Annotated in this window: 14 protein-coding genes; 9 read left to right on the forward strand and 5 right to left on the reverse strand. The window is 64.9% G+C overall.

Features of this window, described 5'->3' with window-relative positions:
* Positions 1 to 9: 9 nt before the first annotated feature.
* From ACZY0B_RS01830 to ACZY0B_RS01840, 3 genes are read left to right on the forward strand one after another with little or no spacing between them, the layout of a single operon-like run.
* A complete protein-coding gene (locus ACZY0B_RS01830) occupies positions 10 to 1692 on the forward strand; it encodes a virulence factor Mce family protein (protein WP_463762223.1) in 1683 nt (560 codons plus the stop codon).
* Positions 1692 to 2402 carry a mammalian cell entry protein gene (locus tag ACZY0B_RS01835; RefSeq protein WP_463762224.1) on the forward strand — a complete coding sequence of 237 codons (711 nt, stop codon included), beginning with the start codon at positions 1692 to 1694 and terminating at the stop codon, positions 2400 to 2402. Before ACZY0B_RS01830 ends, ACZY0B_RS01835 begins: the two co-directional genes overlap by 1 nt.
* A complete protein-coding gene (locus ACZY0B_RS01840) occupies positions 2402 to 2893 on the forward strand; it encodes a mammalian cell entry protein (RefSeq protein ID WP_463762225.1) in 492 nt (163 codons plus the stop codon). Before ACZY0B_RS01835 ends, ACZY0B_RS01840 begins: the two co-directional genes overlap by 1 nt.
* Positions 2894 to 2904: 11 nt before the next feature.
* Here ACZY0B_RS01840 and ACZY0B_RS01845 read toward each other — a convergent pair whose 3' ends face one another.
* The 3 genes from ACZY0B_RS01845 to ACZY0B_RS01855 form a co-directional block, all read right to left on the reverse strand.
* Positions 2905 to 3483 carry a hypothetical protein gene (locus ACZY0B_RS01845; RefSeq protein ID WP_463762226.1) on the reverse strand — a complete coding sequence of 193 codons (579 nt, stop codon included), beginning with the start codon at positions 3481 to 3483 and terminating at the stop codon, positions 2905 to 2907.
* An 81-nt stretch (positions 3484 to 3564) separates the two neighbouring features.
* A complete protein-coding gene (locus tag ACZY0B_RS01850) occupies positions 3565 to 5049 on the reverse strand; it encodes an alpha,alpha-trehalose-phosphate synthase (UDP-forming) (RefSeq protein WP_463762227.1) in 1485 nt (494 codons plus the stop codon).
* Positions 5050 to 5214, reverse strand: coding sequence for a hypothetical protein (locus ACZY0B_RS01855; RefSeq protein ID WP_463762229.1), 165 nt, complete (start codon positions 5212 to 5214; stop codon positions 5050 to 5052). It abuts the gene before it with no gap.
* 545 nt (positions 5215 to 5759) lie between these two features.
* Here ACZY0B_RS01855 and ACZY0B_RS01860 point away from each other — a divergent pair.
* From ACZY0B_RS01860 to ACZY0B_RS01875, 4 genes are all read left to right on the forward strand, one after another.
* Complete coding sequence (locus ACZY0B_RS01860; RefSeq protein ID WP_463762230.1) at positions 5760 to 6731, forward strand: DivIVA domain-containing protein; 972 nt, start codon at positions 5760 to 5762, stop codon at positions 6729 to 6731.
* A gap of 93 nt (positions 6732 to 6824) precedes the next feature.
* Positions 6825 to 7766, forward strand: a complete 942-nt coding sequence (locus ACZY0B_RS01865) for an enoyl-CoA hydratase (RefSeq protein ID WP_463762231.1) — start codon at positions 6825 to 6827, stop codon at positions 7764 to 7766.
* 201 nt (positions 7767 to 7967) lie between these two features.
* Positions 7968 to 8804 carry an SDR family oxidoreductase gene (locus ACZY0B_RS01870; RefSeq protein WP_463762232.1) on the forward strand — a complete coding sequence of 279 codons (837 nt, stop codon included), beginning with the start codon at positions 7968 to 7970 and terminating at the stop codon, positions 8802 to 8804.
* A 14-nt stretch (positions 8805 to 8818) separates the two neighbouring features.
* Positions 8819 to 9610 carry an SDR family NAD(P)-dependent oxidoreductase gene (locus ACZY0B_RS01875; protein WP_463762234.1) on the forward strand — a complete coding sequence of 264 codons (792 nt, stop codon included), beginning with the start codon at positions 8819 to 8821 and terminating at the stop codon, positions 9608 to 9610.
* 6 nt (positions 9611 to 9616) lie between these two features.
* On the opposite strand, the gene ACZY0B_RS01880 is transcribed toward ACZY0B_RS01875, so the two are convergent.
* Positions 9617 to 11194 (reverse strand): LCP family protein, encoded by a 1578-nt coding sequence (locus ACZY0B_RS01880; protein ID WP_463762235.1) that lies wholly within the window; start codon positions 11192 to 11194, stop codon positions 9617 to 9619.
* Between the two features lie 265 nt (positions 11195 to 11459).
* Between ACZY0B_RS01880 and ACZY0B_RS01885 the strand changes: the two genes are divergently transcribed.
* The gene (locus tag ACZY0B_RS01885; RefSeq protein WP_463762236.1) at positions 11460 to 12098 is read left to right on the forward strand and encodes a DUF2510 domain-containing protein; all 639 of its coding nucleotides are present in this window, start codon (positions 11460 to 11462) and stop codon (positions 12096 to 12098) included.
* Between the two features lie 23 nt (positions 12099 to 12121).
* Here the strand turns inward: ACZY0B_RS01885 and ACZY0B_RS01890 are convergent, their stop codons facing one another.
* Positions 12122 to 12328 carry a hypothetical protein gene (locus ACZY0B_RS01890; protein WP_463762378.1) on the reverse strand — a complete coding sequence of 69 codons (207 nt, stop codon included), beginning with the start codon at positions 12326 to 12328 and terminating at the stop codon, positions 12122 to 12124.
* 121 nt (positions 12329 to 12449) lie between these two features.
* On the opposite strand from ACZY0B_RS01890, the gene ACZY0B_RS01895 reads away from it, so the two are divergent.
* Positions 12450 to 13598 carry a TDT family transporter gene (locus tag ACZY0B_RS01895; protein WP_463762238.1) on the forward strand — a complete coding sequence of 383 codons (1149 nt, stop codon included), beginning with the start codon at positions 12450 to 12452 and terminating at the stop codon, positions 13596 to 13598.
* Positions 13599 to 13686 lie beyond the last annotated feature (88 nt).

Genomic DNA, 13686 nt, shown 5'->3' on the forward strand with positions numbered 1-13686 from the left:
GCCGCGCGAATGATAGACAAACTCACCAGAATTCAGCTCTGGATATTCGCGGTGATCACCGCGATCACGCTGACGATCATGGCGATTTTCTACCTTCGGCTGCCCGCCACATTCGGTCTCGGCACCTATCTGGTCAATGCCGACTTCGTTGCCGGCGGCGGCCTTTACAAAAGCGCCAACGTCACCTATCGCGGCGTCGCGGTCGGCCGGGTGGAGTCGATCGGGCTGAACCCCAATGGCGTGACGGCCGAAATGCGGCTCAACAGTGGCACTCCGATTCCGTCGAATGTCACCGCGACCGTGAAGAGTGTGTCGGCCGTCGGTGAGCAGTACATCGACCTGGTGCCGCCGAACATCCCGGCATCGGCCAAGTTGCACAACGGGTCTCGGATCGATCGTGCCAACACCCGGATCGGTCAAGACGTCGCCGATCTGTTGAAGCGGGCGGAGACGCTGGTCAACAGCCTGGGTGACACCAAGTTGCGAGAACTGCTGCACGAGACGTTCCAGGCGGCCAACGGGTCGGGCCCAGAGCTGGCCCGCCTGTTTGAATCGGCCCGGTTGCTGGTCGACGAGGCCAACGCCGACTACCCACAAGTCTCGCAGTTGATCGATCAGGCGGGCCCGTTCCTGCAATCCCAGATTCGCGCCGGCGCTGATGTCAAGTCGCTCGCCGACGGGCTGGCTCGGTTCACCTCCGAGGTGCAGCACGCCGACCCGCAGCTTCGTTCGACACTGTCGGTCGCGCCGGGCGCCACCGACGAGGCGAGCACCGCGTTCTCCGGTATCCGGCCGGCATTCCCGGCGCTGGCCGCCAACCTGGCCAACCTGGGCCGGGTGGGCGTGATCTACCACAAGTCGATCGAGCAACTTCTGGTGGTCTTGCCCGCCTTGTTCGCCGCGATCACCACGGCCGCGGGCGGTGCCCCCCAGGATGAAGGCGCCAAGCTGGACTTCAAACTCGACCTCAACGACCCGCCGCCGTGCGCTGTGGGCTTCCTGCCGCCGCCGTTGATGCGAACGCCGGCCGACGAGACGGTGCGCGAGCTCCCGAGAGACATGTACTGCAAGGTCGCTCAGAACGATCCCAGTACCGTGCGTGGCGCACGTAACTATCCCTGCCAGGAGTTCCCCGGCAAACGGGCCCCGACAGTTCAGCTATGCCGCGACCCGAGGGGTTACGTGCCGGTTGGCCGTAACCCGTGGCGCGGTCCGCCGGTCCCGTACAACACGCCGGAAACCAATGGGCTAAACACCCTGCCGCCCAACAAGTTCCCCTATATTCCACCGGAGGCGGAGCCGGATCCAGGTACTCCGATCGTCGGGCCGCCCCCGCCGGGTGTGGTGCCGGGGCCGGGGCCGCTGCCCAACCATCAGCCCGCCTACGCTCCGCCGCCACCCAACGACAGCGGGCCGCCGCCGGGCAACCCGTCGTGGATGCCGCCGGGCGTTCCGCCGGTGCCGCCGCAGATCCCGTATCCGAAGTGGCTGCCGCCACCGGCAGCGCCGGAAGCCCCCGCGCCGGCACCTGGACCGGGTCCGCAGGCCAGCGGTCCCGCGTACACCACCTATGACCAAACCACGGGAGCCTTCAGGGACCCGGCAGGAGGCACTGGTATCTTCGCGGCCGGCGCGAACACGTCCAGCGCCGAGAATTGGGTGGACCTCATGCTTGATCCAAGGCCGATGTAGTGGCCTCTGCAGTCAGCGGCGAACAGACCACGACTCAGCGTGCTCGGCGCCGGGCATCGCGCGCGGCGGGCCCGGCGACGGGCGAGTCGAGCGCGGCCACCGCGGTTGCGCTCGAGGCTCCGGCCGGGCCGAAGAAGCCAGCGGCCAAACGCGCCAAAACCCTCAAGACGGTCAAGCCGCCACCACGGCGCCGGCCGAGCGGTGTCAAGGTCGCCTGGGTTGCGTTCGCCGCCGCGTTGTTGGCGATTGGCGCGCTGGCCGGCTGCCTGACCGCCTTGATCATCCAGCAACGGCACGCCGAAGCGGGGCGGGCCCGCGATCAGCGCTTCGTCGACACCGCCACACAGACGGTGGTCAACATGTTCAGCTACAAGCAGGACAACATCGACGACAGCGTGAACCGGTTCTACAACGGCACCAGCGGACCGCTGCGAGGCATGCTCGGCGCCAACAACAACATCGAAAACCTGAAGGCTCTGTTCCACTCCACCAACGCGACCTCAGAGGCAGTGATCAACGGGTCGGCTCTGGAAGGCATTGACACAGTTACCGATAACGCTTCGGTGCTGGTGTCGGTGCGTGTCACGGTGGCCGACATCGACGGAGTTCATAAGCCGTCCATGCCCTACCGGCTCCGGGTCATCGTGCACGAGGATGAGCAGGGCCACATGACGGGTTACGACCTGAAGTACCCCGACGGGGGCAACTGATGCGATTGCGGCGGTGGCTCATCGCCATCACGGGATACCTTGCGGTCGCAGGCATTGTCGGCTTGTCCGCGGCGGCTGGCTGGTTCTACTGGGAGCGGGTGGAGATCCGCGGCGAGCAGGCGGCGCGGGCGGTGCTGCCGCAGCTTGCCGCCAAAGAGGTGCCCGCGGTTTTCGCCTACGACTACCAGACCGTCGAACGCAGCCTCGCCGACGCGTATCCGATGCTGACGCCTGACTACCGCCAGGAGTTCCAGAAGAGCGCCAATGCCCAGATCATTCCCGAGGCGAAGAAGCGCGAGGTGGTCGTCCAGGCCAATGTCGTTGGCGTTGGGGTCATGTCGGCCAAGCGGGATTCGGCGTCGGTGATGGTGTACATGAACCGCACCGTGACCGACAAGTCGAGGCAGCCGCTTTACGACGGCAGCCGATTGCGGGTGGACTTCAAGAGGATCGGCAACAAATGGCTGATCAACTACATCACGCCGATCTAAACCCGATCCGCTCAGTAGCAGATCGCAATGTTGTTGCACTGCAGGGGATAACGCTGGACCGGGCTGGGCGGCGGCCCGGCCATCTGCAGCGAGAACGGCGTCTTTTTCATCGCCGGTTCCATCCCGCAGACGGCACCGTGCATGGTGGTGTGGGTGCCGCTCATCGTTTCGTCACTGAACGCGAAGGTTTCGGTGGATGGAGCGGTGCCACCACCCGGACATGAGACACCGTCCGCCTTGTCGACCTTGAAACTCCATAGCATGCTGGACATCCGGGCCCGGCCGCTGAAGTTCTGCAGCTTGTCGGCAGCGCTGATCTGTTCGGGCGTCGAACTCACGATGTTCAGCGCACACTGCATCGCGAAAACGATCGGGTCGGAATAGTCGTTCATGTTTCGGGTTCCGGACGGCTGATCGCACAGTGCCGAGATTGTCCAGGTAGCTCCCGAGACGCCCGCCTCGTTGTAGGTGTAGGTGCCGTCGGCCGGTGGTCCGGTCGCGCGCGCCGGATTACCCGACTCCAGCGCGATTCCGATTGCCACTGCCGAGAAGACGCCGGCCCCTGCGGCCAACGCGCGACGGATTCTCACAGTGCCCTCCCTTCGGGCCTTCCCTGCACGCTGCATCGAGTATCACAGCGTTTCGACGTCAACACCATGGGTCTGCCGCCGCTATTTCGCGTCCGGCGGATGAGCCTCGGCGAGCGCATCGAGAAATGACCGCGCCCAGCGGTCCACGTCGTGAGCGAGCACCTGACGTCGCAAAGATCGCATCCGGCGGCGGCCCTCGTCGGCCGGCTGATTGAGTGCCGCTTCGATCGCGTCCTTGACGCCTTCGAGGTCGTGCGGGTTGACCAGGTAGGCCTGCCGCAGTTCGGCTGCGGCGCCGGTGAATTCGGACAGAACGAGCGCACCACCCAGATCGCTGCGGCAGGCGACGTACTCCTTGGCCACCAGGTTCATCCCGTCCCGCAGCGGGGTGACCAGCATGACGTCACTGGCCACGAAGAATGCGATGAGTTCGTCGCGGGGAACCGCGCGATGGATGTAATGCACCATCGGATGGCCGACTTCGGCGTATTCGCCGTTGATGTGGCCGACTTCGCGTTCGATGTCGTTGCGCAGAATCTGGTAGCTCTCCACACGTTCACGGCTCGGTGTGGCCAGCTGGACCAGTACCGTGTCGTCGCGTTTGACGCGCCCCTCGGCAAGCAGCTCCGAAAAGGCCTTCAACCGCACGTCGATGCCCTTGGTGTAGTCGAGCCGGTCGACGCCGAGCAGGATCTTGCGCGGGTTGCCCAGGTCTGCGCGAATCTCTTTGGCGTGGCGGCGGATATCGCGGTGCCGCGCTGTCCGGTCGAGAGCGCCGGAGTCGATGGAGATGGGAAAGGCACCCACTCGAACGGTGCGGGATTCCAGCTGCACCTCGCCGAATCGTGACCGCACGCCGACGGCTCCACGCGAGGTGTTGGCGCCCACCAGTTGCCGGGATAGGAACAGGAAATTCTGTGCGCCACCGACCAGATGGAATCCGACCAGGTCGGCCCCGAGCAGGCCCTCGATGATCTCGGTGCGCCACGGCAACTGCATGAACAGCTCTACCGGTGGGAACGGGATGTGCAGGAAGAAGCCGATGGTCAGGTCCGGCCGCAGCGTGCGCAGCATCTTCGGGACCAATTGCAATTGGTAGTCCTGGACCCAGACGGTGGCGCCGTGGGCGGCCGCGCGGGACGTGGCTTCGGCGAAACGTTGGTTGACCTCTACGTAGCGATCCCACCATTCGCGGTGGTAGATCGGCTTGACGATGACATCGTGGTACAGCGGCCACAGGGTCGCGTTCGAGAACCCCTCGTAGTACTGGGCGACGTCGTCGGCGGACAGGCGCACCGGGTAGAGGTGCAGCTCGTCTTGGGCGATGGGCTCGTCGTCGAAGTCGATCTCATGGTCGACCACGCCCGGCCAACCGACCCAAGCCCCGCTGCGGCGTCGCAGTAACGGCTCCAAGGCTGTGACCAACCCCCCTGGGCTGCGCTTCCAGGTTGTGGTGCCGTCGGGCAGCCGCTCCAGATCAACCGGCAACCGGTTGGCGACCACGACAAAGTCGGAATTCCCGAAGTGTGAAGCCTTCTTCGAGTTCTGGCCGCCCCGGGGAGCCATTTATGCGTCGAGCTTCGCCGGTCCAATACCAAGCATGGACAAGAAAACGCGGCACTCGTCAGCGTCGCTCGCGTATGCGGCGACGACTCGCCTGGCCTGGCTTGCGGTGCTGTCGGCCAGGGGCTCGACATCGCCGATTTCGCCAGGGTCAGATTTGGTAGGCATGACACAACTCTATGCGACGCGGGGATTCGCCCGCAGCCGTCTGGGGCGGGGCGGGCTCAGCCCCGCCGGCGGGACCCGGTTTGTCGCTACCCACACCTGACGGAAACCTATGCGCAGCGAATCGTTCATATAAACAAACGGAGTTGTTAACGAATTCGGAATTAATCTCGGACGAGATTCGGTCTTCGGCATTGCGCCCGATGCCAAGCAAAGGGCTGGATTTAAATCAGCAGATACGAACTCAACACATTCCCGGAGGCGATTCTGCAGGGCGTCCTGGCGAACGTTCGCGGTGGCTCTGGCGGCAGGCGTCCGGCGGGGTGCGTGCCCGGTCCCAATTGGCGGCCGGGTAAGACCCTTATGTGGGCCAACGCAATTCGCGGTTAGGATCGCGAAGGGAGAAGATGTCGTCACACGGTGGTGTGCGGCTGGATCGGTTGGCCGTAGCCCGCGGCGCGTCTACCCTGGCTGTCTACTGGCTGCTGTCCAGTTGTTCAAAGGTAAACCGGAATGCCATCGCGACACAGGCATTATCCTGAGTCGCAGTGCACGAGATTTTGACGTTGCGCTATGTCGAAGACTTCGGGAGAGGAACAATGGCTCTCACGCCGGCCGATGTTCACAATGTTGCGTTTTCCAGGGCGCGTGTCGGTAAGCGTGGCTACAGCGAGCAGGAAGTCGATCTGTTCATCGACCTGGTTGAGCAAGAGCTGATTCGCCACATCGAGGAGGACGCAGAGCTTCGTCACCGCAACGCCGAGCTGCGCAACCGGGACGGGGGGCTCAAGAAGCGGGAAGCCGAGATTGCCCAGCGGGAAGCCGCGCTGCACGAGCACGAATCCGAAGTCCGCAGGCACGAGGCAGAAATTCGCAAGCTCGAAGACCAGATCCGCCACCAGGAAGCTCAGCCGGCCCACCGGGGGACGCCGCTTCCTCAGCAGGTCGCCCAGCTGCGCTATCGGGAAGCCCAGGTTGCTCAGCGCGAATCCGAGGTTCGCCACCGGGAAGCCGAGCTCAACCGGTGGGAGTCTGAGCTTCGCCGGGCGGCGACCGTGATCCAGCAGCAGCAGGCGCAGCTCGCCGAGCGGGGATCGGAGCTCGAACGCCAGGAAGCCGAACTGAACCACCTGCTGGAGCAGCCGCACGCGGTCGCTTCCGGTGCCGAGGCCGCAACCGGCCAGATGGCGCGACAGCAATTGCGGGCGGTGCCGGCGCCCGCCGCGTTCAACGGGGCGGCGGACCTGGGGGAGACGCGTACGGTCGCGGCGGTGCACGGGCGCCACGACATGGAACGGATGGCCATCCGGGCGGTCACCGACACGCTCGGCAATACGGTGACGGAAACGGTGCACGAGCGGACCCGCCGAAGCGCCGTCGAGAATGCCATCCCCGCCGTCGCCTCCGAGCGGTCCACCGAACTCGACCAATTGAGGGAAGAGAACGCGGAACTCGCCCGCTCGCTGGGTCTGCTCAAATCCGCTGCCGCGCTGCTGGCGGCGGCGCTCGACCGCCCGTAGCTCGGCTGGAGGCGACCAACCCAACTCGGACCCGCTTACACACTCGCCGTAATGTGTAAACAAGGCGATTCAACGACGAACGAGGTGGGCGGAATGACAGTCTCCGAACAAGCCGACGCCGCGGCGGCCAACTCCAGCTCCAACTCCAACGAGCTGGTGGCCTACGAGACCCTCGACGAGGGTCGCATCGCCCGGATTTGGCTTAACCGGCCCGATGCGCACAACGCGCAGAGTCGCGGACTGCTGGTTCAGCTCGACGAGGCTTTCGGCCGCGCCGAGGCCGACGACACCGTTCGCGTGGTGATCCTCGCGGCGCGTGGCAAGAACTTCTCAGCCGGTCACGACCTGGGCTCCGAGCAGGCCCTCGCGGAACGCGCGCCCGGACCGGGGCAGCATCCGACCTTCCGCTCACACGGCGCGACCTACGAACCGATCATGGAGAAGCTGTACCACCAGGAGTGGCATTTCTTCTTCGAAAACACTTGCCGCTGGCGCGATCTGCGCAAGATCACGATCGCCCAGGTGCAGGGCAACGCGATCTCGGCCGGCCTGATGCTGATCTGGGCGTGCGACCTGATCGTCGCGGCCGACAACGCGAAGTTCAGCGACGTGGTCGCCGTCCGGCTAGGCATGCCGGGCGTCGAATACTACGCTCACCCATGGGAATTCGGTCCGCGCAAGGCCAAAGAGCTTCTGCTGACCGGTGATTCGCTGGATGCCGACGAGGCGTATCGGCTGGGGATGGTGTCCAAGGTTTTCGCAGTCGACGAATTGGAGGAAAAGACACTTGAATTCGCACGGCGCATCGCCGAGCGTCCCACGATGGCGTCGCTGCTGATCAAGGATTCGGTCAATGCCGCCTCCGACGCGATGGGTTATACCGAGGCGTTGCGGCACGCATTCCATGTCCATCTGTTGGGGCACGCGCACTGGGCGGCGTTCAACGAGAACAGGTGGCCGGTCGGCCAGCCGCCGCACGTCGAGGACTGGCGCAACGCGAAGCCGACCAAGGTCGCTCGCCGCGATACGCCGTAGCACCTACCGCACTCATCGGAGGCGATGCTCGATCTGCCCGCCTCAAAGCGACAAGTTCGTCGTTGCGGTGTGGGCCAACCCCTTTGTCGCTCGGAGGCGGGCACATCGGTGTCCGTCGTAACGAGACCGGGGGTAGCGATATTCACCGTGGGTGCTGCATGCTTCTATATCTAGAACCTGTTCCAGTTTGAGAGGGCCCTCGTGCAGCTAACTTTCGAAGACCGGACGTATTTGATCACCGGCGGCGGCAGCGGCATCGGGAAGGGCGTGGCCGCCGGGCTGGTCTCGGCCGGGGCCTCCGTAATGATCGTCGGCCGCAACCCGGACCGGCTGGCGGGCGCCGTCGAGGAGATCAAGCCGCTGGCCGCCAACGGCGGCGCGATCCGCTACGAGCCCACCGACGTCACCAACGAGGACGAGGTGGCCCGGGCGGTCGACGCGGCTACGGCGTGGCACGGCCGGCTGAACGGCGCGGTGCACTGCGCGGGCGGCTCGCTGACCGTCGGGCCAATCACCCATACCGACTCGGAGGCGTGGCGAAACACCGTCGACCTCAACGTCAACGGCACCATGTACGTGCTCAAGCACGTCGCGCGTGAACTGGTGCGGGGCGGCGGCGGCTCGTTCGTCGCGATCTCGTCGATCGCGGCCAGCAACACCCACCGGTGGTTCGGGCCCTACGGCGTCACCAAGTCGGCCATCGACCACATGATGATGCTGGCCGCCGATGAACTCGGGCCGTCGTGGGTGCGGGCCAACAGCATCCGCCCGGGCCTGATTCGCACCGATCTCGTCGACGCGGCCGTTATTCAGTCGCCGGAGATCAGCGGTGACTACGCGCTCTGCACGCCGCTGCCTCGGGTGGGTGAGGTCGAGGACGTCGCCAACCTGGCCATGTTCCTACTCAGCGATGCGGCGACCTGGATCACCGGGCAGTGCATCAATGTCGACGGCGGCCACATCCTGCGCCGCGGCCCGGACTACTCCTCGATGATGGAGCAGATGTTCGGCGCCGACGCGCTACGCGGAGTGGTCTGACCTAGGAGGAATAGATGAACAGACTCGAGGGCAAGCGGATCCTGGTGACGGGCGCCGCGTCCGGGATCGGCCAGGCGACCGCGCTGCGGTTGCTGAGCGAGGGCGCCAAGGTGGTGGCCGCCGACATCTCGGCCGACGGTCTGAACAACACCCAGGCCCGCGCCGTCGAGGCCGCGACGGCGCTGCGGCTCACCACCATGCCCCTCGACGTGGGCAACGAGGACTCGGTGATCGACGGTGTTTGCTTGGCCGTCGAGAACCTCGGCGGCCTGGATTCGCTGGTCAACGCGGCGGGCATCCTGCGCGCTTGGCACACCCACGAGACCACCCTCGACCAGTGGAATCAGATCATCGCCGTGAACCTGACCGGTACTTTTCTGGTGGTCCGGGAAGCGCTGCCGGCGCTACTGGCGAATTCGCGCAGCGCGATCGTCAACTTCAGCTCGACCTCGGCGTCGTTCGCCCACCCGTACATGGCTGCCTACGCCGCGAGCAAGGGCGGAATCCAGGCCTTCACTCATTCCCTGGCCCTGGAATACGCGAAGGACGGTCTGCGCGCGGCATGCGTGGCACCCGGCAGTATCAAGTCCGGGATCACCGATGCCACCGGCGGATACATCCCGAAGGATGCGGATTGGTCGCTGTTCCCCCGGCTGATGCCGATCCTGCCGACCACGACGGAATCCAGCGGCGCGGGGATGGCCGAACCCAACGCGGTCGCCGGTGTGATCGCCATGCTGGTGTCCGAGGATGGAGCCTGGATCACGGGCACCGAAATTCGGATGGACGGCGGCACGCACGCCTGAGGCGTGCTAGTTAACGCACGGCACCCCGCCGCCGTCGATCGGCTTGCCTTGATCGGGCGTCGGGTAGGTGCTGGTGCCGTAGCCGGAATAGCTGCTGCTGCTCTTGCTCGACGTCGTGGTGGTGGACGACGAAGACGTTAAGGAATCGTCCATGGATGCGTCGATCGTCGGCATCGAGTAGTTGGTGTCGACGGTCACGCGGATGTGTCCGGGCTGCAGACTGGAATCGGGTTGTTTGGGTGTATCCAGGCCGAGCAGGCCAGCGATGTTCTGGGCGTCGGATTCTGCGCCCGCGCCGTACTGGATGGTCGTGGAGTTCGGATCAAACCAGTTGCGGTCGCGGGCTTGAACCGAGGTGTAGCCATACTTTTTCAGCGCGCGCGACACCTGGCTGGCGAGACCGCTCATGCTGCCGACGTTGACCACGTCGACGGCGGTGGACGGATTGGGTTTGGCGGCCGTCGTCGGGGACGAGCTTGTCGAGCTGTCGACGCCGATCGCCGCCGCCACCTCGGCCTTGATCGCGACCGGGTCGATGATGTTGACGTCCTGCCCGTTGATGTTGTCGTAGCGGACCACCGGCAGGGTCCGGAATTCCACCTGGTTTGCCGCTGCGCTACCGGCGATTTCGCCAATCCGGCGGAACATGTCCTCGTCCCAACCGGACGACAGCACGACGTCTTTGCGAGCCACCGCCATCAGGCTCTTCATCTTGTCCAGGTTGGTGAACGTGCCCGAATCCTGCAGTTCCCGCATGACCGACGAAATGAAGGCTTGCTGGCGGTGGGTACGGTCCAAATCGCCGTTGTCCAGGCCATGACGTTGCCGGACGAACGCCAGCGCCTCCGAGGCGTCCAGCCGCTGCGGGCCGGCGGGGAAATCGGCGCCGGAGTAGGAGTCGGTGACGGCGTGGTTGAGGCATACGTTGACCCCGCCCAAGCTTTGCGCCAGATCGTAAAAGCCCGCCAAGTTGACCTCGGCGAAATAGTCGATCGGAACACCGGTCAGGCTTCGCACCGCGCGCAAGGTCGCTGCCCGGGCGGCTTCGCGGCCCTTCGTCTCCAGCTCCTTTTGGCTGCCCACCCCCTGGTTGACCAGCTTTTGGGCGACGTACTGCTTGGTCAGGCCGTAGGCCTCTTTGATCTTGATGTGGTTGTACCCCGGTACACCGTTGAACGGCACCCAGTCGTCGCGGGGGATCGAGAAGGCGACCACCTTGTTGTCGGCGCTGACGTGCACGAGGATCAGCGTGTTGGTGTTGTAGCCGCCGTCATCGGAATCGCCCGCATGCAACTGCTTGAGGATCGAATTGGGGAGGTCGTTGCCCTCCTGGTCTTTTCGCGAGTCCAGGCCGATCAGCAGGATGTTCATGTTGTCGCCGCTGGACCGCGGATCATCGGGGCTCAGGGCTTGCGAGACGGTGATACCGCCCAGCGCCCCGTGCGCCACGTAATACCCCGCTCCGGTCATCAGCACCGCCGCCGTGGACACCAGCGTCATGAACGCCCGCGTCACCCCCCTGCGGAGAGGCGACGTTCGGCGAACCGCTCGATGGCGGTGATGCGCACCGCCGGAGCGTGCCATCAGAGACCTCGACCCTTAATCCGCGCACCACTGGATACCGCATCAGCGGTTTGCGGCGATGACGCGAAAAGCATGAGGTCAAGTATGCGATAGCTTGCTGTGAAGCCCCCAATCAAGACCGCCCGGAACCGGTCACTGTGGCCCTTCTCACCCCCGAGAATCGATGGAAGCGCCGACGGCAATCTTTCCGCTACCAGCATGTTTTGGCTAAGATGCCCCGAGCTTGGGGTCCGGAAGCGTCGCGGGCAGGTCTCAGGAGGAAAACGTGGCTGACGAGATCGGTCCCAACCCGTCACCGGACGGAGACAATGCCGATCCAGAGGAGCCTGAGCACGGGTTACGGCGAACCTGGCAGCGGCTCCCGCCAGGTCTACGGACGGTATTACCCCTCGCATTGTTGGTGGCCGTCGTGGTCGTCGGCTTCTACAACTGGGTACGGCCGTCGCCGGATGATTGGTCGCACCTGCCGGACCGACTCGTTTGCCAGGTGCAGTCCGGGACCCTCCCGCCGCCGGCAACAAAAGTGGCCTCGGTCGGTGTCAGCCATCCCCGGGCCAACGTGCTGCAACTCGCGGTTCGATTCGCCGAACCGCTGCCGGCATCGCCGGCCTACCAACTGACCTACAGTCTCGCCAACAACGGCACCGCGTTCGCCGTGCTGAACCAGCAGCCGGGCAACGACGACGTGACGATCCGCAACGCCCGACACAACGCCGCCGACATCCGGACGGACCTCGGCTCACACGCCAGGCGCACAGCACCCGACACCGTCGAGATGACGCTGAACCTAACGAAATTCGGTATCAACAACGAGTTCGTGAACCCAGCGCTCACGGTTTCATCTGAGCTCGGCGCGCCGTCCGGCGAACCGGTGAATTACGCGTTGCAGGTCTGCCACGGCTGACGAAAGCTGTTGCAGCCGAACGGCTAACGCACCTTTTCGAGGTCCTCGCCCGAGTGGTAGAAGATACGAATATTCGACCCCGTGATGATTTCTGCGAGGTACACGCCGACCGGTTCGACTTCGTAGTAGTAATGAACGTAGCCGTGCTTATCCAATGCCGTCGCACACGTCAGGCCCGGTGCACCGCACCTTTGCTTGGTCGGCAGCGCGAGCACTGTGATCACGAGCATTACGACGATTCCGGCCAAGACGTGGGCTCTGTTCACTTTGTGCCTCGTTTGCACGGAATTCGTCACCGATGGAGTCTAAGCGCAACATCGAGCAATCCCGGGGAAGTAGGGTCTCACAGCTATGACGCGTGCAACCTCTGGTGACCCGCCGCCGCCGACGCGGGTTGAGGTGCTGGGCAACATCGGGCCCAATTGGTTCGCCTCGGTCATGGGCACCGGGATCGTTGCGATCGGCGGTGCCACGCTGCCGGTCCACGTGTTGGGGCTGCGCGCATTTGCCGAAGTGGTGTGGGTCATCGCCGCCGCGCTGCTGGTGGTGCTGATCGTCTTGGTCGGTGGTCACTGGCTACGCCACCCGACGGTGGCCCGGGGCCACGCCCGCAATCCGCAGATGGCCCATTTTTACGGCGCGGCGCCCATGGCGCTGATGACGGTCGGTGGGGGAGCGATCGTGGTCGGCAAGGATCTGATCGGCGAGCGCATCGGCGTCGACCTGGACTGGGTGCTGTGGACCGCCGGCACCCTCGGTGGGCTGTTCACCGCGGTCAGCATTCCGTTTCTGATGTTCACCCAGCACGACGTCGAACCCGATGCTGCATTCGGCGGTTGGCTGATGCCCGTCGTTCCGCCGATGGTGTCGGCCGCGATGGGGGCGTTGCTGCTGCCGCACATAGCGGCCGGCACCGGCCGTCAGACCATGCTCTACGGCAGCTATGCGATGTTCGGGTTGTCGTTGCTGGCCTCGTTGAACATCATCGCGATGATCTGGAGCCGACTGGTGCTCTACGGCACTTCGGGCACCGCGCGGGTGCCGACGCTGTGGATCGTGTTGGGTCCGCTTGGCCAATCCATCACGGCCGCAGGACTTCTCGGGACGGCAGCGTTGCGCGGCTCCATCGACCACGACGTGGCCGAGGACATGAACACGTTCGCGATTCTGTACGGAGTGCCGGTATGGGGCTTCGCGTTGTTGTGGATCGCGCTGGCCACCGCGCTCACTATGCGTACCTTGCGACACGGGATGCCGTTCGCCCTGACGTGGTGGAGCCTGACGTTCCCGGTCGGCACCTTCGTGACCGGAACATCGCAACTCGCCGCTCACACCCACCTGCCCGCCTTCAAGGTGGCCGCGGCCATCGCCTACGCCGGCCTGCTCTTCACCTGGGTATTGGTGGCCGTCCGCACCACCCGGGGCAGCCTGCGCGGCAATCTGCTCACGCTGCCGCCGAGCAGCGCACCGATCAAGGCCAGCAAGGGGCACGTGTCCTGAGACGAGAGAGCGCCCTGGCGTGTTGAGCCGGATGCGCGTGGCCCGACCCCGTTTTGATACACCCGCCGCGCGGGTAGGCAACGGTGAA

This window comes from Mycobacterium sp. IDUB_19 (genome assembly GCF_055419445.1).

Excerpts from the sequence above, each read along its gene's own strand:
- ACZY0B_RS01830 (WP_463762223.1), top strand. The coding sequence starts at position 10 with ATGATAGACAAACTCACCAGAATTCAGCTCTGGATATTCGCGGTGATC.
- ACZY0B_RS01840 (WP_463762225.1), top strand. The coding sequence starts at position 2,402 with ATGCGATTGCGGCGGTGGCTCATCGCCATCACGGGATACCTTGCGGTC.
- ACZY0B_RS01850 (WP_463762227.1), bottom strand. The coding sequence starts at position 5,049 with ATGGCTCCCCGGGGCGGCCAGAACTCGAAGAAGGCTTCACACTTCGGG.
- ACZY0B_RS01855 (WP_463762229.1), bottom strand. The coding sequence starts at position 5,214 with ATGCCTACCAAATCTGACCCTGGCGAAATCGGCGATGTCGAGCCCCTG.
- ACZY0B_RS01865 (WP_463762231.1), top strand. The coding sequence starts at position 6,825 with ATGACAGTCTCCGAACAAGCCGACGCCGCGGCGGCCAACTCCAGCTCC.
- ACZY0B_RS01875 (WP_463762234.1), top strand. The coding sequence starts at position 8,819 with ATGAACAGACTCGAGGGCAAGCGGATCCTGGTGACGGGCGCCGCGTCC.
- ACZY0B_RS01880 (WP_463762235.1), bottom strand. The coding sequence starts at position 11,194 with ATGGCACGCTCCGGCGGTGCGCATCACCGCCATCGAGCGGTTCGCCGA.
- ACZY0B_RS01890 (WP_463762378.1), bottom strand. The coding sequence starts at position 12,328 with ATGCTCGTGATCACAGTGCTCGCGCTGCCGACCAAGCAAAGGTGCGGT.
- ACZY0B_RS01895 (WP_463762238.1), top strand. The coding sequence starts at position 12,450 with ATGACGCGTGCAACCTCTGGTGACCCGCCGCCGCCGACGCGGGTTGAG.